This is a genomic window from Actinoplanes nipponensis, from assembly GCF_016862275.1.
Taxonomy (GTDB): Bacteria; Actinomycetota; Actinomycetes; order Mycobacteriales; family Micromonosporaceae; genus Actinoplanes; species Actinoplanes nipponensis.
Genome location: NZ_BOMQ01000053.1, coordinates 168,793 through 187,789, shown reverse-complemented (window position 1 = coordinate 187,789; position 18,997 = coordinate 168,793). Strand labels below are relative to the sequence as shown.

Genomic DNA, 18,997 nt, shown 5'->3' with positions numbered 1-18,997 from the left:
ACCACCATGAGCACCCCGACCCGCACCACAGCTCCGGTCCCGACGGCCGCGCCGTCGCCACCGATCGGCCCCCTCGCCCGCGTCGTCGCCGCCTCCCTGTTCGCCGGAGTGGCCGGTGCGGCGGCCCTGACGTTCGGAGTCCTGCCGGACGCATCCGAGGCACGCATCGTCGGCGCGGCTCTGCTGGCCTTCGCCGCCGGCTGGGCGATGCTCGCCCGGCTCACCGCCCGCAGGACCACGCGCCCGCAGCGCTGGGCGTACGTCCCGGCGACGGTTCTGGCCGCCACCGGCGCCGTGCTGCTGGCCGCGAACCCGGGCGAGCCCACGATGACCCGCCTGGCCTGGGGGTGGGCGCCGGCACTGGTGATCCTGGCGATGTGGGTGGAGCGGCGGACCCGCCGCGAGCTTCCCGGCCGGAGCCGCCTGTTCGTCCGCCCGGTGACGCTGGTCATGCTGCTGGCCGGTCTCGGCGGGCTCACCCAGGTCGTGATGAGCCCGCCGCGGGCCGCCGCGGGGCCCGCGCCCGGCCGGCTCGTGGACGTCGGCGGATACCGGCTGCACCTGCGGTGTGCCGGCACCGGCAGCCCCACCGTGGTGCTGCTCAACGGCCTCGGCGAGACGTCCCCGCAGTGGGCGCGCGTCCTCCCCGGCGTCGCCGCGACCACCCGCGTCTGCGCGTACGACCGGGCCGGGCAGGGCTGGAGCGACGACTCACCCCACCCCGCCGACGCCACGAACGCGGCCACCGACCTGCACCGCCTGCTGACCGCGGCCGGCGAGCCCGGCCCGTACGTCCTGGCCGGGCACTCCAGCGGGGGCGTGCACGCCCTGACCTACACGCACCTGTACCCCGCCGAGGTGGCCGGGATGGTTCTGCTCGACAGCGCCGGACCGGATCAGGTGGAACTCGTCAAACCCTTCAACGGCGAGTATCAGGTCATGCGGCGTGCCCTGGCCCCGGCACCCACGCTGTTCCGGTTCGGCCTCGGTCACCTCATCCGGGCGCTGACCACACCGGCGCTGCCCGGCGACGCGGGCGAGCAGGCGGCCGCGTTCGCGAACAGCCCGCGCGGCCTGGCCGGACTGCGCGCCGAACAAGCCTTGTTGCCGCGGGCCTTCCGGCAGGCGCGGGCCTTGACCACGCTCGGCGCCACCCCGCTGGTCGTCCTCACCGCGAAGGACAACGTCGATCACATGCAGGGCTGGGGCACCGCCCAGGACCGGCTCGCCGCCCTGTCGACCAACAGCCGGCACACCGTCGCCGACCTCGACCACGTGGCGTTCCTGCACGACCCGGTGGGGGCCGGGCTGTCGGTCACCGCCATCACCGACGTGGTCGCGGCCGTCAGGCGCCCTGCGGCCCGGGTAGGTACGGCCGGCCGTCCCGGCTGATCATGATGGGCGCTCGGGGCCGACCGATCCGCCGATTCGGACCACGATGAGAAGATCACCACCGATCAGCAGGCGGAGAGTCCGGCGCGGTCGGCGACGGCCTGCTGGAAGTGCGGGCACGTGGCGATGTCCTCGTGGTCGCACTCGACCGCACAGTCCAACATGGCCAGCGCTGCCTGCTGCCGTTCGATCCGGCGGGCCAACGCGTCGCGGTGCCGCAGCAGCACCCGCTGCCGGGCCGCACCGTCGCGGCACGTGATCATGTCGTGGATGTCGTCGAGGCCCAGGCCGGCCTCCTTGGCGCGGAGGATGACGGCGATCCGGACCAGGTCCGCGCGACGGTACCGGCGGTGGCCGTCGCCGGTCCGCTCCGGGACCAGCAGCCCCACCGATTCCCAGTGCCGCAACACGTGCGCCGCCACCCCGAAGTGCGCCCCCGCCTCACCGATGGTCATCACCGGCTCGGCGGAACTCGCCTTCAGGTCGAGACGAAGGGTCACCCTGGCAGCATGACACGCCGCACCGGAACTCCGCGATGCCCGAGGACCGCGGCGCTCGACCCCTGAAGCTTCAGTTCACGGCTCCACCGAGGTGGACGACGGCGGCGGCTCGGCCGCGTCCTCCACCACCCAGCGGGATTGCGCCTCATCCCAGCTCACCACCGCCCAGCCGGTGCGGTCCACCGGCAGGCGTACGTTCTCCAGCCGGGCGGCCATCACCGGGGTGACCCGTTCCGGCAGTTGGAGCACCACCCGGGCGTCACGGGCGGCCAGGCTCACGACGCCCGCCTCTCTCAGCTCGGCTCGCGCTCCCCGGCGGCTGCGCCAGGACAGGCGGCCGCGGATCGCCTGATAGGCGTCCTCGCCCGCCTTGGTCGCCACGGCCTGCAGGAAGGGCAGCAGGGCGGAGCCGGCCAGGGCGCCGAGGATGAGTTCGGTGGCGCCGCGTTCGCTGCCGTCTGATCTGTCAGTCACGCCGGTCATGGTGTCACGGACCGAAGTGGATGTACGGCGCCCACAGCCCGGGCCCGTGCGCCGCCCGGAGTTCGCCCACGGTCTCGTGCAGGGCGGTGGCCGCGTCGTCGGCGCTGGTGAGGCGGGCATAGAAGCCGGCCGCCACCTCCGCCGCAAGGCTGTCCTTGACGGACCACAGGGTGCCGATCACGTGCCGGAATCCGGCGATCTGGAAGGCGCCGGCCACGTGCAGCGCCTCGTCGTCGAGGTTCTCGCGCGGGACGCCGGTGTCGCAGGCGGACAGGTAGGCGATGGTCGCGTCCGCCAGGCGCAGCCGCGCGACGTCCGAGACAGTGAGCTGGTCCTGCAGGACGAGGTGACCGTCGGCCGAGCCGTCCGCGGCGCTCACCGCGTGGCAGGCGAAATGCGCCCACGAGTGGTGCGGGAGCGCATCCAGCACCTCCCGGCGCACGGCGTGCTCGCCGGTCAGGACCCGGCCGGGCGGCAGCGCCGCGGTCTCCGACTGCACGGCGGGCAGCGCGGGCAGGCCGGGCGTGGTGGGCATGCTGACCACCAGCGGGTTGGACATCGGGCCGGCCGGCGCCGCCTGCCAGGCGGTGACCAGGCTACGGACCGTCGGCGCATAGGAGGACACCACCCGGTCGGCGACGGCGGCGTGCAGCGGGAGCGTGGTGAGCGGGCCGGTCGGCACCCACCACAGCCGGCTGCCCGGCGGTGGGTCCAGGACGTCCAGCACCGGGCCGGTCACCTCGGTCCGCAGCCATTCCAGGGTCTCGTCCACCCGCTCGGCGACCGCCGCCCGGAACCGCAGAGCCCGCTGCGTCACCTCGTCGAGGGTCAGCCGCAGCGGCACCACCCGGATGCCACCGTCGATCAGCAGGGCGTCGCAGCGCAGGCGGCTGACGTTCAGCACGACGACCGCGCCGTGGCCGGCGGTCGCGGCGATCAGGTCGTCCGCCCGCGGGGGCTGCAGGAACGCGGCGAAGCCCGGCTGCGCCCGGATCTCGTCGATCAGCGCGTCCCACTCGGCGGCGAGGGCGTGCCGGTCCTCGCCGGGCAACTCCGGACCCGCGTCGGCGCCCGCGCTGAACCCCATGCCCTCGGGCCGGTCCAGGGCGGTCCGCAATGCCGCGAACCGCTCGGCCAGGTCGGGGCGCAGACCGGTCAGCTCGGTACGGGTGCCGAGGGCGTGGCTCAGCAACACTCCCCGGCCGTGCTCCAGCAGGCGCAGGGCGTCGACCGGTTCACCGGCCCGCACGGCACACGCGGCAGCGTCCCGGGCCAGGCCGGAGAAGGAGGCGAGTTGCCGTTCCCGGTCCGCGTGGGTCACCCGGCGCGGCGCCGTCCGGGGCAGCAGCGTCACCGCCAGGTCGAAGGCGGTCCGCGCCTCGGCGAGATCGTCGCGGCCGAGCGCGGTTTCGGCCCACTGCCAGGCGGCGGCCACCCGGGCCCGCACCTGTACGGCGGGGTCGGCCGCCAACCGCCGGAACACCTCCCGCGCCTGGTCCCAGGCGGCGGCGTCGCCGGAGGCGGCCTGGAACGCCAGCACCCAACCCAGGTTGAACAGCGAGTCGGAACGCAGATGATGCCCCTCCGGGGTGGCGGCCACCGCCTCCCGCGCGAGCTGGACCATCCGTCGTCGGGGCCGTCCGTGGATCGCCTCCATCCGCCGGATCCCGCTCAGCGTGATGAGTCGTTCGGTGCGGTTGGGATGCCCCTGCGGGGTGGCGTCGACCGCCTTCCGGGCCAGGCCGGAGGCCTCGGACAGATCGGCCGGCCGGCGCCGCGCGGCGAAACGATCGAGCAGCACCAGAGCAAGGTTGGCCTGCATGCGCGGCCGCAACGGGTGCCGGCGGGGCACCGCGGCGAGGGCGGCCCGGCCCTGCTCGACCGCCTCGTCCAGCAGGGCACGGTCGCGGCCGCCGACGGACCGATGACGCAGTCGCAACGCCTCGGCCAGGTTGGACCGCATGCCGGCCAGCTCCTCGCCCGGCCGGGCCGTCTGCACGGCCTCGCGAAGGAGGGCGATGGCTTCCACGAGCGCGGACGAGTCGTCGTGCTGCAGCGACAGCGCGAGCAGGCCGTCGGCCAGGTTGTTCAGCCGCCACGCGCGCCGCGGGTCACCGGCCGTGGTGGTCGCCACGGCGGCGCGTACCTCCGCGACCGACGCGACCAGGTCGTCCTCGTCGCCGGTGCGGCGCCACCGCAGCCTCAGCACCCCGGCCAGGTTGGCATGGAACGACGGGAGGGCCGGCGTGTGCTCGTTCGGGTACATCGCGAGCGCCTCACGGAACTGCCGGATCGCGGCGTCCAGGTCACCGGGATCACCGAACCGCTCGTACCGTGACCACAACGCCATGCCGAGCCCGTTCACCGCGGCGCTTCGCACGTCGACGTTGTGCGCCCGGTCGAGCACGGCCCGGAAGAGCGCGACGGCCGACTCCAGATCGGAAAGGCGACCCCTCTGCTCGTACTCGGCGTGCCGCCTCTCGGCCTCCGCGCAGGCGGCGACCAGCGCTTGATAAAGCGGGGACCCCCACGGGTCCGGAATGCCGCTCAACTCGCCGGGGGGCCTTCCGGCGTGCTTTCCAGCCGGAGGGCGAACGCCTCACCCAACGGCCCGCCGGCGCGCCGGAACCACTGCGCGGCCTCTTGGTTGTGCCCCTGGGACATCAGGTAGGTCGCGAGATTGGCCGCGGCGTCGGCGTTGCCCGCCTCCGCGGCCCGGCGATACCACCCGGCCGCCTCGTCGATCCGGCCGTCAAGCTTCAGACGGTTGCCGAGCTGGTTCATCTGGACCGCGTCCCCGCCCGCCGCCGCCTGCCGCGCGGCGGTCTCGGAGGGCAGTGGGGTGATGGAGAAGTGGGGCTCGGACGGTGTCTCACGCTTGCGCCTACGACCGAACATGTCGGCACCTCCGGCCAGAGTGTCGCACAGGGACACCCGTGTGGTGGGGTGGGTGCGGGAGGTGCGTCGTGCGGCCCTATACCTATGACGAACTGGTCCGGATGACTCGCGAACGGTGGCAACGCTGGGGTTCCCTGGACGGTTGTCGCGTCATCGAGGACCATCGAGCTCGGGTGCGGAGCCTTTGCGTCGGGTCGCTCAACGGGCGGCCCGCCGCCGTGTCCGGGGACGACGCGGGTGTGATCCTGATGCACGATGTCCGGACCGGCCGCCGCATCGGCAGAGCGATCACCACCGGTACCGGGCCGGTCCTGGGTCTTCGTTGGCTGCCCGCCCGGGCACCCGGCTCAGGACCGGCAACAGATGTCGTGGTTGCGGCCGACGCCGGCGGAGTGTCGCTGTGGGACCCGGTCGTGGGGGCCGGCGCCGGACCCCGTATCGAGGTCGCGTCGTTGACCTGCGTCGCCGTCGCCGAACTCGCGGGCGAGAAGGTCATCGTGACCGGATCCGGTGACGGCATGGTCCGGCTCTGGCGTCCGGGCGAGGGTACGGCGGTACAGGAGTTCTACGGGGGCAGCGACGGCGCGGACAAGATCTACAGTGTCGAGATCGACGGCATCGAGATCCGGAGAGTCGGCGAAGCCGCGCTGTCCCCCGGCGAGCGGATCGGCCATGGGCCGCCGGTCCTCGATGGTATTGCCGCCTCCAGGGCGCGAGCCACATCAGCGGTACTCGCAGTGGACTTCTCCGCCTCGCCCGAGCCGCTGATCGCGATCGGCAACCGGAACTCGGACATCCTGGTCTGGAGCACGGATGCCGCTGTACCGACGGTGGGTCACGCCGACGTGTTCGGTCAGGTGACCGCGCTTTCGGTCGCCTACCGCGACCACCAGGCCGCCGTCGTCTGCGGGCACCTCAATGGCACCTTCGAGGTTCTGAGCCTGCCCAGGTTCACCACGGTCGTCTCCTCGCGCCGCCATGCCTCGGCGGCCACCGGCCCGATCAACTCCCTCGCATGGGTCGACCTCCGCGACTTCGAGGTGCCGGTCGGCGACTTTCCCGTTCTGGTCGGGGCGAGCGGGGACGGCCTGGTCCACGTGTGGGGCCCGCAGGGTGAGCGCCTGGGGCAACCATGGCCGGGGCACACCGCGGCCGTGAACGCCTTCGAGATGACGGCCCTGGACGGGTGGCCGATCGGAGTTTCCGTCAGTGACGACCACACCGTCCGGCTCTGGGACTTCGCCGAGTTCGCGGCGGAACGGACTTCCACCTCAGCGCGTGAGCGTTTCCGGGCGAAGTTGGAGGCCATGCGCCTGCGGGAGCTGCGTCCCACCGACGACGTCACCGCAGAGATCGGCGTTTCCGCCACGACGTTCTGGAACTGGGTGCACGGCCGGAGCCTTCCTCGCAACGAGGAGCAGGTGACCAGGCTCGAGCGGAGCCTGGCCGCCGGCAATCCCTGGGAGGTCACCGGTGAACTGGTGGCTTTCTACCGGGCCGCGCGGCGGGAGCAGAAGACCGAGAAGCTGGCCGAACCGCGACGCGACCCCCGCCGGAAGCAGCCCGACGAGGCCAAGGACTACGACCTGTTCATCAGCTACAACCATGCCGACCGACGGCTGGTGGAGGGATTCGCGGAGCAGTTGCGCCGCGAAGGAGTCCGCCTCTGGTACGACCGGTGGGAGATGTCCCCCGGCGATGTCCTCCGTGACCGCATCAGCGACGGCATCGTCCGGGCGAAGCACTTCATGGTGTTGATCTCCCGGTCCTCGCTCCGGTCGCGATGGGTCAGGTACGAGCTCAACTCGGGCATGATCGAGGAGATCGAGAGCGGGACCGCGAAGGTCATTCCGGTCCTCGGTCAAGGCGTCAGACATGAGGACCTGCCAGCCGACCTGCGGGCCAAGTACCACCTGGATCTGCGTACCCCGGCCGAGCGGGCTCGCGCCTGCCAGGAACTGGTGCGCCTGGTCCAGCCCGAGAAGAGACTGCGCAGAGAACGACTCGACCACTTGCGGACCGCCGCAGCCGGACACGACGCGACAGAGGAACGACGCCAACAGCTGCGGTCGCCCGATGAACAGATCGCCCTGGCCGCATTGCAGGGCCTGGTCCGTACACCCGGAACCGCGGCGCTGGTGGCGATCGCCGAACGGTCGTTCGACGTCTGGAAGATGTCGGTCCTGAAGCGGTGCTTCACTTCTCTGCGGACCCGGCACGCCGACGGCGGAATCCTGGCGCTGACGGCGACCCTGCTCATCGACTCCCGCTTCTACTACGCCAAGCTCGACCTTCTCCGCGACCATCTGCGCAATCAGCACGCCGGGTCGACCGAGCTGATCGACCTCTTGTCCCGGCAACTGCTCAAGGTTCCGGCGCAGCCGAGATCCGTACCGGAGACCATGCAGTTGATCAGCTCGTCACCGGTCGACGACGTGCGTCATGGTGGTGTCCTCGCACGGGTCGGCGCGTTGCCGTCGTGGGCGCACGGCACACCGGCGCCCGGCCCGGTGGAGATCGCGGCGGCAACGACATACGCGGATGGTCGTCTTCCGGGGCTGGCTGCCCTCGCTGTGTCACGGGCGTGGCAACGGCTGTGACCTCTCGTGGTACCGGTGCTCCCTCATGGCTGTTCCCGGTGCGGGGTGATCCGCGACCGGGTGGACGGCAGGCGGTGCCAGGGCTTCGGGGTTACGGCGCGGGTGGGCCGAAAGGGGCCGCGCCGGGAGTTCCGGGCTGGTGCCAGCTCACGGTCAAGGGGTCGCGGCGGCTGAATCGCTGCAGGTCGCGGTCGATGATCTCGCGCATCCGGGTGATCCCGTCGTCGTCGGTAGCGTCGATGCGGAGCGTCAGGGTGTTGTCGGCGGCGGTGAGGGTGCATCGGCCCCACGGGGTGAAGGTGACGGTTCCGCTGGTGTCCGACCAGTCGGCGGTCACGTGGACCTCGCCGCGGGCCATCGTGGTGTGCAGGTGCATGCGGGAGGTGTGGCCGCCGGCGCCCATCGCGGCGGCGTGCTTGCAGAACTGGCCGAGGTAGCGGGTGGCCCGTGCGGTGTGGATCCGAGCCTGCAGGATCGGCATCGGGTTCCTTCCTGGTGAGCTGCGGGACGGCGGATCACCTCAATTTATCGATACATACTGTCTACGTCAACGACGCCCTGTCACGCGTAGGAACGGTGTGTAGGATGCGGGCGTGCCGAAACTTTGGACCGAGACGATCGACGCCCATCGCGCCGCGGTTCGGGACGCCGCCCTGGACGCCCTGGCCACCCTGGTGGCCGAGCGCGGGCTGGTCGCGCTGACGATGTCGCAGATCGCCGAGCAGGCCGGCATCGGGCGGGCCACGCTGTACAAGTACTTCCCGGACGCCCAGGCGGTGCTGACGGCCTGGCACGAACGTCAGATCACCGCACACCTCGACCAGCTCACCGCCGCCGCCGACCCGGCCGCCACGGCCGTCGCGCGCCTACGGGCCGCTTTGCAGACGTACGCCCACATCCAGTACCACTCGGCCCGGCACCATGGCGGCGAGCTCGCCGCGCTGCTGCACCGCGGCGAACACGTCGAGCGCGCCCGGCAACGACTGCGGGATTTCCTGCAGAACCTGATCGCGGAGGCCGCCCGGGACGGTGACGTCCGCGACGACGTGGCACCCGCCGTACTGGCCGACTACTGCCTGCACGCTCTCACCGCCGCCGGCACCGCCCCCCAGGATGCCGTGCCACGCCTGGTCGCCGTCACGCTGTCGGGGCTCGGCCGCCAGGGCGACGCATGAATCGTCGAGGTACGGGCGGGCTTGCCTTCAGGTCGAGGTGAAGGGTCACCCTCACGGCATGACAGACCGGACTGAGAACATCGTCCTGCCCGAGGACCTGGCCGCCATGGTGGGCCTGCTGGACGCCGCCGAGCTGCTCCCCGAGGCCGTCGCCCTGCGTGAACACTCCTACGACCTGCTCGACGTGAAACCCGGCGACACCGTCGTGGACGTCGGCGCCGGCACCGGCCGCGCCCTGGCCGAGCTGGCCGGCCGCGGGGTGCACGCCATCGGGGTCGAGCCGGCCGAGCCGATCCGGGCGCTCGGCCGCGCCCGGCATCCGGAGGTCGACTTCCGGGCCGGGGTCGCCGAAAAGCTGCCGGTGGCCGACGGCGAAGTCGTCGGATACCGCGCCGACAAGGTGTTCCACGAGCTGACCGACCCGTCCGCCGCGATGCGCGAGGCCACCCGCGTGCTCGCCCCGGACGGCCGGATCGTGCTGCTCGGCCAGGACTGGGACACCATCATCATCGACGCCGGCGACGCCGCGCTGACCCGCCGCATCGTGCACAGCCGCGCCGACGCCGTACGCCAGCCCCGCATCGCCCGCGGCTACCGCAACCTGCTGCTCGACGCCGGGTTCCGGGAGGCGTCCCTGGAGGTGCGTACCGGCGTCTTCACCGGTTCCCTGATGCTGGCGATGCTGACCGGCTTCGCCCAGGGCGCCCACGCCGCCGGGGCGATCACCCGGTCCGAGGCCGATGCGTGGATCGACGAACAGCGCGACCGCGCCGCCACCGACCGGCTGCTGCTCGCCCTGCCCATCTTCATCGCCACCGGCCGGCGAACCCGGTAGACCGCCCGGCCGGCGGGAACGGAGGGACCGGGGCCCGCGCTCTGCCCTAAAGGCGGTCGGCCAGGGCGACGATGAAGGCTCTGACCTGGTCCGGCGTGCTGATCTGGGCGGGGTGGACCGTGACGGTGACCACCAGGTTGCTGACCCGGACGTGGAATTCACGATCCCTGACGTACGCCTCGTCGCCGACGCCCGGCAGCGGTGTCACGTCCGGCAGGGCGCGGATGTCGCTCATCAACTGCTTCGCACCGGCGATGTCGCGCACCGGTTCGCTGAAGGCCACGGTGATCTTGGGCTCGCGGACGTACTGCGGGTGATCCTCCGGCAGCCGGAGGTCACAGGTCGCCGGCTTGCCGGCCGGCCGCAGCTCGTAGCGCACGCCCAGTTCGCCGACCACGGGCCGGATCTTCGGGCACGCGCGCGGGGCCATGTCGTAGCGCCCTTCCTTCTGCGTCACCACGTACCAGACGCCGACCCCGGCCGCGACCATCAGCGCAGGCACGAGGACGAGGATGAGGACAGCACGCAGGCGCATAGCCGCCGAGCGTAGTGCCTCGGCAGGACCCCGCCGTCACCGATGATCCGCGGCGACAGCCCGGTCGGGCGAGACGGGGCTGTTGTACCAATTGAGCACGTCGGCGACAGTGCCGATGCGGGCGTTACGGATATCAGCGAAGAACTGTTCCTCGCTGCCGCTGACGGCGACGAAACGGCTCGGGGCCGCACCGGCAACGATCAGCGCGTACGTGCCGCTGCGGGCAGCCCGGGTGGTCTCGGACAGGATCAGGTAGTTGGTGTTGGTGAACTCCTCGTGGAAGCTCTCCCGCCGGTCGTTGCGCAGCAGCTGCACCCGGCCGCGCGGGTCCACGATGGCCAGCCGGGGCGTCCTCCACCGATCGAGGGTGTTCTCCGGGGCGAGGTCCGGGATGAGAAGCTGCGCGTTGAGCTGTTCGCCGGCGTCGAGGTGAATCCGCACGGCGCGGGTGTCACCCGGGCGGTCCAGCCAGCCGTAGAACGCGAACGACACCGTGCCGTCCGGGACGTACGGGCTGCTCGCCAGCGCTGCGGCCGTGTTGGCCGAGGTCAGGACCACCGGGATGTGCGCCTGCGCGGGCACCGTGAAGGCCAGCGTGGTGGCCGCGCCGGCGAGGACCGCAGCGGTGAGGCGGGCGGCGCGGCGAACCGTCGAGACGAGAAACATGCGTACTCCTTTTGCCGGTGAGGACCAGGTGCCTTCACCATTCCGAGGAATCCACCACAGTGGATGCATCTGCCGCCGTCTTTCGCATGATGTGCACCACCGGCGGGCACAGCTCGGTCATCATGGAAGCATGCGATTTCGGATGCCGACCGTGCTGGCGGCGGCGCTTCTGATACTGGTCGGAACGGCCACATTCTGGGCAGGTCGCCTGTCGGGCGCCGAGCCGAAGCCGGCTCCCGACCGCGGGTACGACACCGGGCATGCCGACGGCCTCCGCGAGGGCCGCGCCGAGCAGGCCACCCTGAACCTGCCGGCGACCGACAAGGCGATCTTCGAATCCGGCTACGCCGCCGGGGCAACTGACGTCTTCACCGGGTACGACGGCGGCTGGGACCAGAATGCCCCGTACATCATCGTGCTGGCGCCGGGCGGCCCGGCCGCCACTTACCGCATCGCTTCACGGACGCGTCTGGAGCGGGGCGTGAACTACTACCTCTGCCCGGACGGCCACAAGCTGTGCCAGCGGCCACACTGACCCCGAAGCCGGGGCGGGCGAGGCCGGAGAACCCGCCCTCCACCGAGCGCGCGCCGCAGCGTCCGAATTCCGACCGCAACCGTTATTGCACTCACCGTAGCGGGCACCTCACCATCGATCGCATGAGACCACCTGAGCTGGACGTGACCTTCCGCCTGTACGAGCTGGACTGCCAGGCGACCGAGGACGCCGGCTCCGACGGTGACGAGCCGTACCTGTGGGTGCTCGGTTTCAAGGTCGACGCCGAGACACTCGACCCCGGACTGCCGCCGACGGTGCGAGTCCAGGTGTTCCGGGGCGTGCCCGCGTCGCCGTGGATCGCCGGCGCCGGCAGCGTGCACACCGGCGAGAAGCGCGCGATCCCGGCGGCGCTCGGCACCCGCTCGTTCCGGCTCAAGCCGGCGCTGATCCCGCTGGCCGGCTGGTTCCCGGGCCTGGCCGGGGTGATCTGCCTGCTGTGGGATCAGGACGGGATGACAGTGGCGTCGTCCGAGGCGGGGCACAAGGCGTTCGACGCGAAGCTCGGCGGCGCGCTCGCCGGCGAGCTCAACACGATGCTCGCCGGCGGCTACGACGACGCGCTGTCCCGCGACGCCGACGGCAACGTGGCGCCGGGCCGGCCGGACTCGCCGGACCTGACCTGGCGGCTGGCCAGGCTGCGCGACGCCGGCGGCCGCCGCAGCGTCGTCCGGGCGCTCACAGCCGCGGTGAAGGACCAGCTCAGCGGCTCGATCAAGGATGCGGTCACGGACGTCGCGTCGTGGACCGAGCTGATCGACATCGATGACCTGCTCGGGGTGGAGGCGGAGGTGTACCTCGGCGACGAGCTGGGCGGCGTGCGCGACTTCCAGCTCCGCTTCACCGACGACGAGTCCGACTACACGGTCCGCGGGCAGGCGGGCGGGCGGCGGGTGCACGCCGCGCGGATCCTGTCGTCGGTGACGAACGTCGAGCGCCGCCTGGAGCAGGTGCACCTGCTGTGGCTCAAGGTGTGCTGGTTCGCGGCCCGGGAGTACCTCGCCCGCGCGTTCCGGCTGCGCACCACGACCCGGTTCGTACTGGACATCACCACCGGGGAGCAGCCGGTGGCGGTGCGGTGGTTCCTCGGCGACACCGTCCTGGCGCCGGGGCAGGGCAGCGTCATGGTGAACTTCGAGCCTCTCGCCCCTTACGTGCCCCCGCCGCAGGACGCGCTCGCGGGGCAGTACGCGGGCGGCCCGGCCGGCATCACGTACACGGCGCAGGGCACGGTGCTGGAGCTGCACTGCGACAACGCCAACGGCGTCTACTTCGGTGAGGTCCGTGCGCTGTTCGCCTTCGCCGGCGACCCGGACATCTTCCCGCCGCCCGCCACGCCGCTGCCGCAGCTGCTGGACATGGGCTACCTGCAGCAGGCCACCATGTCGGTGACGGGTGTGCAGCTGTCGATGGAGCACCGGTACTACGAGGACGTCGCCGCCTGCAAGAAGGTGATCCACGAGGTGGACCGCAAGCACATCGCGGTGGACTTCGGCCGGCTGCACATCGAGCCGGGCGACCCGGCGCCGGACCGCGAGCAGGTCCTGGCGCGCGTCAACGCCGACGTGCGGGTGTTGGTGGCGGCCGGTCTGGAGATCGTCGCGGAGACGGCCGTGACGCGCCTCGGCGGGCACCGGTGACCGCCGGCCGGCTCGGGCTGCGCGCGGACGCCCTCGGCAACCTCGACCTGACGCTGCTGGACCGGGACTTCGCCGGTCTGCTGCTGATCCGCCGCGGCGGCCGGCACGTGCTGCTCACCGTCCGCGGGGAGGCGTGGCGGCAGGTCGAGTTCGGCGGCCGCTGGACGGTCAGCACGGCACCGGCCGGCGCCGCAGTCGGCGTGACCGGCCGCAACGCCCGCGGCGAACGGTGGGAGACCACCATGGACGGCCGGGTGGTCGGGTGGCGGGCGTCCGGGACGGACGGCTCGGACCGGGGTACGGGGCGAATGGCGAACGGCGACGGCGGTGGCGTCGACGAGTTCGGCCGCCCGGTCACGGTCAGCTCCTCCGGCGGGCGGACCGTCGTCATCACGCACGTCGACGGCGCGCGGACCCGTACCGAGGTGACCACCGAGACGCCGACCGGCAGCCGCAGCGTGTGGAACACCGTCGACGACGCCTCCGGCAAGGTGGTGAGCAGCGGCGAACGCACGGTCGACAAGACCACCGGCACCACCACGGTGACCGCGACCGCTGACGACGGAGCCGGCGGCACGGTCACCCAGAGCAAGACCGAGAGCGGCAACACGACGTCGCGCGAGACCGTACAAACCGACGCGAACGGCCAGACGGTCAGCTCCGAACGCTCCGTCACCGTCAAGCAGGACGGCGTGGAGAGCACCACGACCAGCACGGTGGATGCCAGCGGCCAGATCGTGATCCGCACCGAGACCAAGGGCCCTGACGGCGCCATCACCGGCCACGTCACGATCGTCGACCCGAACGGCGACGTCGTCCTGGACGAGCCGATCAGCGTCCCACCCCCGGCCGGCGACGACGGCAACGGAGACGACGGCAACGGCGGTGGCGACGACGGCAACGGCGACGGCAATGGCGACGGCGACGGCGACGGCGACGGTGGGGGCGGCGACGGGGGCGGCGACGGTGGCGACGGCGACGGTGGGGGCGGCGACGGGGAGGACGACGATGACGACGAGGGCGGTGGCCGGCCGGGCCGGCGTCCGGGTCACGGCGGCGGCCCCGGCCTGCCCGGCGGCCCGGTGGGCTGGGTCCTGGACGACCTCGGCGTGTCGACGGGCAGCGGCGAGGACTTCGGTGAAGGTCTGCCGGGCGTGGTCGGCGAGCGGCTCCGCCGGATCGTGCTGACCGCCGCCGGCGCCGACGACGACGGGGGCACCGGGGACGCGGCGGGCGGCTGGGCGCTGACCGGAACGGCCACGGTCGACCTGCGGATGCCCGCCCCGCCGGGCGCCGTCGACGACTGGGGCGACCGGCCGAACCCCCGCGCCCTCACCGCCCTCGCCGGCGCACTGCTCGCACAGACGGCCGCCGTCGGCGCGGCCGGCGCCGCGCTGCAAAGCCTGGCCCGAACGGTGCGCTGAACCGCCACCGGTCCTCGATGGGCTGCCGCTGCCGTGGATCACGGTCGTCGCTGCCGGCCGGCAAGCGATCAGAGGGCCGGAGCGGGGCTGCGTCCACAGGTGAATTCGGGCAGCCGGGTTGCGAAGTCCGTCCCGGCGATCGAGGGGGACGTCCACCGCAGGCGAACTACAGTCCCGGGTAGGGACCGTTCGGAGAAGGGTGAGCTGCGGTGGCCAAGCCGGAACGAGTCGAGCGCCTACCGAAGGGCACCTACGAGGCGGAGCTGTTTCGCCTCCAGGGTGAACTCGTCAAGCTGCAGGAATGGGTGAAGGTCGAGGGCGCCCGCGTCGTCGTCGTGTTCGAGGGACGGGACGCTGCCGGAAAGGGCAGCACCATCAAGCGGGTCGCCGAGTATCTCAATCCACGGATCGCGCGGATCGTCGCGTTGCCCGCGCCGACCGAGCGCCAGCGCGGACAATGGTACTTCCAGCGCTACACCGAGCATTTTCCGGCTGCCGGTGAGATCGTGTTGTTCGACCGCAGCTGGTACAACCGGGCCGGCGTCGAGCGGGTGATGGGCTTCTGCAGCAAGGAAGAGTACATGCGCTTCCTGCACCAGTGCCCGATCTTTGAACGCCTCCTGACCGAGGACGGGATCCTGCTCCGCAAATACTGGTTCTCGGTCAGTGATCGCGAGCAGGAGGAACGATTCCGCTCGCGGCTGCAGGACCCGATGCGGCGTTGGAAGCTGTCCCCCATGGACCTCGAGTCGATCAGCCGATGGGAAGAGTACTCCCGGGCCAAGGACGAAATGTTCATGCACACCGACATTCCCGAGGCGCCCTGGTATGTCGTCGAGAGCGAGGACAAGCGTCGAGCGCGCATCAACATGATCGCCCATCTCATCTCCACGATTCCCTACCATGAGGTGCAGCGGGTGCCCCTCTCACTCCCGCCCCGGCCGCCGACGAGCGGCTATCGACGCACTCCGCGCGACATGCAGACATTCGTACCCGACCATGCCGGGACACTGCCGGCGGTGGCGGGGTCAGCTCCGGCGCGCTCCTCATCGCCCGGGACGTCGAGGAGCAAACAGGCGGGCAAGCCGGATGGGCGCAAGCGGGGTCCGAAAACAGATCGCGTGTAGGCGTGACGTCCGCGGTTCGTTCCAGCTGGCGCGCCAGGCCGGGCCACTCATCCGACATCTGGGCAGTTCATGGTGGGGCGGGCGGGACTCGAACCCGCGACCGAGGGATTATGAGTCCCCTGCTCTAACCCACTGAGCTACCGCCCCGTACCGGCGGCGATCCTATCCCGGCTGCTCAACTCCGAGCTACCGATCTTCGCCGCCCCCACGGTAACGGCTACTCTTCCTCATCCCCGCCCTTCTCGTGCCCGGTGTCGTCCACCAGCTCCGGGGCCATGCTGCCGCCGTGGGCCTCCTGCGCCGGGTGCTCCTGGGCCTGGTCGTGCGGGCCCTGGCCGGTTTCCTGCGGTTCGGCTTCGTTGTTCTTCGTCATGGTCGGTGTCTACCCCGCGGCGCCCCGTTTCAGGCGGTGGCCCGCCGGGGATGTGCCCGGCATGACTGTCGTCCGTGCGCTGACCTCCGACCGGCTCGAGCTCGGCGAGGGGGGCCGCTGGGTCGGTGACCGGGTCGTGCTGGTGGACATTCCCGCCGGGCGGCTTTTCGGTACGCCCGTGCCCTCCGGTTCCGGGCCGCAGAGCCTGACGCTGCTGGCCGAGCTGCCCGTGCCGGTGGCCGCCGTCGCGCCCGTACGGGATGCGCCGGACACCTGGCTGGCCGCGGCCGGGACCGGCTTCTGGCTGGTGGCTCCCGGCGGGGCCGGGCAGCTGGCCGCGGCCGAGCCGGTCACCGGCCGGCAGTGGCGGATGAATGATGCCGTCGCCGATCCCGCCGGGCGGCTGTGGGCCGGCAGCATGGCCTGTGACCAGTCGCCGAAGGGTGGCGCGCTGTACCGGCTCGATCCGGACGGGCGGGTGCGTACCGTGCTTCGTGATCTGACGATCGCCAACGGGCCGGCCTTCGCGCCGGACGGCCGGTCCATGTTCCTGTCCGACACCCCGCTGGGCCACGTCGACCTTTTCGACGTCGATCCGGCGACCGGCGAGCTCAGCGCCCGCCGGCCCTTCCTGCGGTTCGAGGCGGCCGAGGGCGCCCCGGACGGCCTCTGCGTGGATGCCGACGGCTTCCTGTGGGTGGCGCTGTTCGGCGGGGGCGCCGTGCGGCGGTACCGGCCTGACGGGCAGCTCGATCGGATCGTGCCGGTGCCGGCCCGGCAGCCGACGAGCGTGTGCCTGGCCGGTTCGCGGCTGGTCGTCACGAGTGGCCGGGGCGGGCTCGACGATCCCGGCGCGGACGACGGGGCGGTGCTGGTGACCGACGCCGGCGCGCGGGGGCTGCCGGCGCTGGCGGTCGCGGCGCCGGACGGGGAATTGCGCCGCGGCGCGGGCGCCGCTTAACACGGCGCGTGGTCGGGCGCGGCATTTCGGGGTGCATTCACCCGCCCCGTCGCCCCCCTTTCCGCTCCGCCGACGGCCGGTTCACCCGAAAATCGTATCCCTATCGGGGGGTAAACCTCGAGATCCGGCGCGCCGCCGAGCATCGGGGTGGTCGCGATGCATGTGCTCGGAATGGTCGGTCGCCGTATTCCGGCGCCCATTCGCGCCACCATTCTGAGGGCCGCCCAGAAATCGGCGGGCACGGCAACTCGCTGGCCGCCGCGGGCTGCATGCTGGGCCTCGCCGCCGAGGAGATCCCGCCCGGCGGGCTGGCGCCCAAGGACCCCGCGTTTCCCGTCGTGGCGTGCGCCGTCTTCGGGCCCTCCGGCCCGGACGAGCAGCGGTAGGCCAGCCGGGTCAGGCCGGCGTGGGTACCGTCGCCCCCAGCGACGCCAGGACCGCGCCGGCCGTGCGCCAGCCGCTGGCCAGCGCGCCCTGGATGGACGGGCTGTCGCGGTGGTCGCCCGCCACGAACAGGCCGTCGCCCAGCGCCACCGGCTTGCGGAGGCGGGCCTGCGGCACGTTCGCCGCCGGCAGGGCGTGCGGCAGGGTCACCACGCTCAGCAGCTCCCAGTCGTCGGTCGGTACGCCGTACATCCGGGCGAGCTCCACCCGGATCACCGCCTCGGACGCGCCGGACGGGGCCGAGACGCCGACCGAGGACGCCGCGATCAGCGATCTGCCCGCGGGGGCGTACTCGGGGGCGGCGTTGGACATCACGACGGTGTTGGCGACGATCTCGCGGCGGTCGCCGTCCAGCAGCAGGGTCGGCTCGCCGATCGGCGCCTGGTCCGCGCCGAAGTAGTACGTGGTCAGCCCGCGCATGTCCGGCGCCGGCAGCTGCGGCAGCAGCGTCGCCGCCGTCGCCGGGTCGGTCGCCACGATCGCCGCGCGGCAGTGGATCTCGCCGCCGTCGGTCACCACCAGCCCCGGGCCGACCGACAGGGTCCGGGCGCCGATCAGCAGCTGCGGGTACGGCAGCGGGCCGGCCACCGCCGCCGGCAGGGCCGCCATCCCGCCGGCCGGCACACCGATCCGGCCCCGGGCGAACGAGCGCAGCACCATCGCCAGCACGTGGCTGGAGGTGTCCAGGGACCGGTCGGCGAAGACCCCGGACAAGAACGGCCGGAGCACCTCCTCGATCATCCGGTGGGACAGGCCGGCGCGGCGCAGCGCCTCCTGGGTCGTCATCTCCGGGGCGTCGAGCAGCCGGGCCGGCGGGACCGTGGCGTAGCGGGTGGCCAGCGCCGCGAACTTGAGGCGGTCGGCCAGCGTGCCGACGCCCGAGGTCAGCGTGCGGACCGCCGAGCGGGGTTCGCGCAGCGGGTTCTCCAGGCGGTGCAGCGCGCCGCCGCGGCGCACCAGCACGCCGGACGTGAAGTAGCGCATCTCCAGCGCGTCCACGTCGACCAGCGCCGGCACCCGCGGGTACGCCGTGTTCAGCACCTGGAAGCCGCGGTCGAGGCGCCACCCGTCCACCACGTCGGTGGCCACCCGGCCGCCGATCCGGTCGGCCGCCTCCACCAGCAGCCAGTTCACCCCGGCACGGTCCAGCCGCCGGGCGGCGGCGAGTCCGGCGAGTCCGCCGCCGACGATGACGACGTCCACCGATACGGGCTGCGACACGGGCACACCTCACTGGAGGACAGACAGAGCAGGCCCAGCCTAACGGCGCAGCGGGTTCTCAGCAGGGGAAAGCGGAACCGCGGCCCGCCGCCGCGCGAGTGACCCATCGACGCGGGCCGCCGTGTCGGGGTCCATCCGCTAGGTTGGGCAAGATCGCGCAGGCGGCCCGG

The 18,997-nt window shown here is 72.3% G+C and carries 18 protein-coding genes and 1 tRNA gene; 9 read left to right on the top strand and 10 right to left on the bottom strand.

The annotated features are described in order from the left end of the window. Positions 1-6 precede the first annotated feature (6 nt). The gene (locus Ani05nite_RS22505; RefSeq protein WP_203771094.1) at positions 7-1,392 is read left to right on the top strand and encodes an alpha/beta fold hydrolase; all 1,386 of its coding nucleotides are present in this window, start codon (positions 7-9) and stop codon (positions 1,390-1,392) included. A 65-nt stretch (positions 1,393-1,457) separates the two neighbouring features. Here Ani05nite_RS22505 and Ani05nite_RS22500 read toward each other — a convergent pair whose 3' ends face one another. From Ani05nite_RS22500 to Ani05nite_RS22485, 4 genes are all read right to left on the bottom strand, one after another. Beyond that, on the bottom strand, positions 1,458-1,892 hold the full coding sequence (locus tag Ani05nite_RS22500; RefSeq protein WP_203771093.1) for a MerR family transcriptional regulator: 435 nt from the start codon (positions 1,890-1,892) through the stop codon (positions 1,458-1,460). Between the two features lie 75 nt (positions 1,893-1,967). Next, positions 1,968-2,366: a hypothetical protein gene (locus Ani05nite_RS22495; RefSeq protein ID WP_203771091.1), complete on the bottom strand. Its 399-nt coding sequence runs from the start codon at positions 2,364-2,366 to the stop codon at positions 1,968-1,970. Between the two features lie 13 nt (positions 2,367-2,379). Next, positions 2,380-4,926: a CHAT domain-containing protein gene (locus Ani05nite_RS22490; RefSeq protein WP_203771089.1), complete on the bottom strand. Its 2,547-nt coding sequence runs from the start codon at positions 4,924-4,926 to the stop codon at positions 2,380-2,382. Continuing rightward, positions 4,923-5,273: a tetratricopeptide repeat protein gene (locus tag Ani05nite_RS22485; protein WP_203771087.1), complete on the bottom strand. Its 351-nt coding sequence runs from the start codon at positions 5,271-5,273 to the stop codon at positions 4,923-4,925. Before Ani05nite_RS22485 ends, Ani05nite_RS22490 begins: the two co-directional genes overlap by 4 nt. A 68-nt stretch (positions 5,274-5,341) precedes the next feature. Between Ani05nite_RS22485 and Ani05nite_RS22480 the strand changes: the two genes are divergently transcribed. Continuing rightward, the gene (locus Ani05nite_RS22480; protein WP_203771085.1) at positions 5,342-7,873 is read left to right on the top strand and encodes a TIR domain-containing protein; all 2,532 of its coding nucleotides are present in this window, start codon (positions 5,342-5,344) and stop codon (positions 7,871-7,873) included. 91 nt (positions 7,874-7,964) lie between these two features. On the opposite strand, the gene Ani05nite_RS22475 is transcribed toward Ani05nite_RS22480, so the two are convergent. Then, positions 7,965-8,354 (bottom strand): DUF2218 domain-containing protein, encoded by a 390-nt coding sequence (locus tag Ani05nite_RS22475; protein ID WP_203771083.1) that lies wholly within the window; start codon positions 8,352-8,354, stop codon positions 7,965-7,967. A gap of 112 nt (positions 8,355-8,466) precedes the next feature. On the opposite strand from Ani05nite_RS22475, the gene Ani05nite_RS22470 reads away from it, so the two are divergent. After that, positions 8,467-9,048 carry a TetR/AcrR family transcriptional regulator gene (locus tag Ani05nite_RS22470; protein WP_203771081.1) on the top strand — a complete coding sequence of 194 codons (582 nt, stop codon included), beginning with the start codon at positions 8,467-8,469 and terminating at the stop codon, positions 9,046-9,048. A gap of 58 nt (positions 9,049-9,106) precedes the next feature. Beyond that, positions 9,107-9,883: a methyltransferase domain-containing protein gene (locus Ani05nite_RS22465; protein ID WP_239130495.1), complete on the top strand. Its 777-nt coding sequence runs from the start codon at positions 9,107-9,109 to the stop codon at positions 9,881-9,883. 46 nt (positions 9,884-9,929) lie between these two features. Here the strand turns inward: Ani05nite_RS22465 and Ani05nite_RS22460 are convergent, their stop codons facing one another. Together Ani05nite_RS22460 and Ani05nite_RS22455 are read right to left on the bottom strand one after the other, a co-directional pair. Beyond that, positions 9,930-10,418, bottom strand: a complete 489-nt coding sequence (locus Ani05nite_RS22460) for a hypothetical protein (RefSeq protein WP_203771079.1) — start codon at positions 10,416-10,418, stop codon at positions 9,930-9,932. Positions 10,419-10,454: 36 nt separating this feature from the next. Further along, positions 10,455-11,084, bottom strand: coding sequence for a hypothetical protein (locus tag Ani05nite_RS22455; protein WP_203771078.1), 630 nt, complete (start codon positions 11,082-11,084; stop codon positions 10,455-10,457). A gap of 130 nt (positions 11,085-11,214) precedes the next feature. On the opposite strand from Ani05nite_RS22455, the gene Ani05nite_RS22450 reads away from it, so the two are divergent. The 4 genes from Ani05nite_RS22450 (at position 11,215) to ppk2 (ending at position 15,828) form a co-directional block, all read left to right on the top strand. Further along, positions 11,215-11,619 (top strand): hypothetical protein, encoded by a 405-nt coding sequence (locus Ani05nite_RS22450; protein WP_203771076.1) that lies wholly within the window; start codon positions 11,215-11,217, stop codon positions 11,617-11,619. A 122-nt stretch (positions 11,620-11,741) separates the two neighbouring features. Then, positions 11,742-13,277, top strand: coding sequence for a hypothetical protein (locus Ani05nite_RS22445; protein ID WP_203771074.1), 1,536 nt, complete (start codon positions 11,742-11,744; stop codon positions 13,275-13,277). Next, the gene (locus tag Ani05nite_RS22440) at positions 13,274-14,701 is read left to right on the top strand and encodes a hypothetical protein (RefSeq protein ID WP_203771072.1); all 1,428 of its coding nucleotides are present in this window, start codon (positions 13,274-13,276) and stop codon (positions 14,699-14,701) included. The genes Ani05nite_RS22445 and Ani05nite_RS22440 overlap by 4 nt, the downstream gene beginning before the upstream one ends. A gap of 209 nt (positions 14,702-14,910) precedes the next feature. Then, positions 14,911-15,828 carry a polyphosphate kinase 2 gene (gene ppk2 / locus Ani05nite_RS22435; RefSeq protein WP_239130494.1) on the top strand — a complete coding sequence of 306 codons (918 nt, stop codon included), beginning with the start codon at positions 14,911-14,913 and terminating at the stop codon, positions 15,826-15,828. Between the two features lie 70 nt (positions 15,829-15,898). Here the strand turns inward: ppk2 and Ani05nite_RS22430 are convergent. Both Ani05nite_RS22430 and Ani05nite_RS22425 read right to left on the bottom strand, forming a co-directional pair. Further along, positions 15,899-15,975, bottom strand: a tRNA-Ile gene (locus Ani05nite_RS22430). Between the two features lie 70 nt (positions 15,976-16,045). Further along, positions 16,046-16,201, bottom strand: a complete 156-nt coding sequence (locus tag Ani05nite_RS22425; protein ID WP_203771070.1) for a hypothetical protein — start codon at positions 16,199-16,201, stop codon at positions 16,046-16,048. Between the two features lie 61 nt (positions 16,202-16,262). On the opposite strand from Ani05nite_RS22425, the gene Ani05nite_RS22420 reads away from it, so the two are divergent. Beyond that, entirely contained in the window at positions 16,263-17,162 is a 900-nt protein-coding gene (locus tag Ani05nite_RS22420) for an SMP-30/gluconolactonase/LRE family protein (protein ID WP_203771068.1), read from the top strand. Positions 17,163-17,558: 396 nt separating this feature from the next. Here the strand turns inward: Ani05nite_RS22420 and Ani05nite_RS22415 are convergent, their stop codons facing one another. After that, on the bottom strand, positions 17,559-18,827 hold the full coding sequence (locus tag Ani05nite_RS22415) for an NAD(P)/FAD-dependent oxidoreductase (RefSeq protein ID WP_203771066.1): 1,269 nt from the start codon (positions 18,825-18,827) through the stop codon (positions 17,559-17,561). Positions 18,828-18,997: the final 170 nt, after the last annotated feature.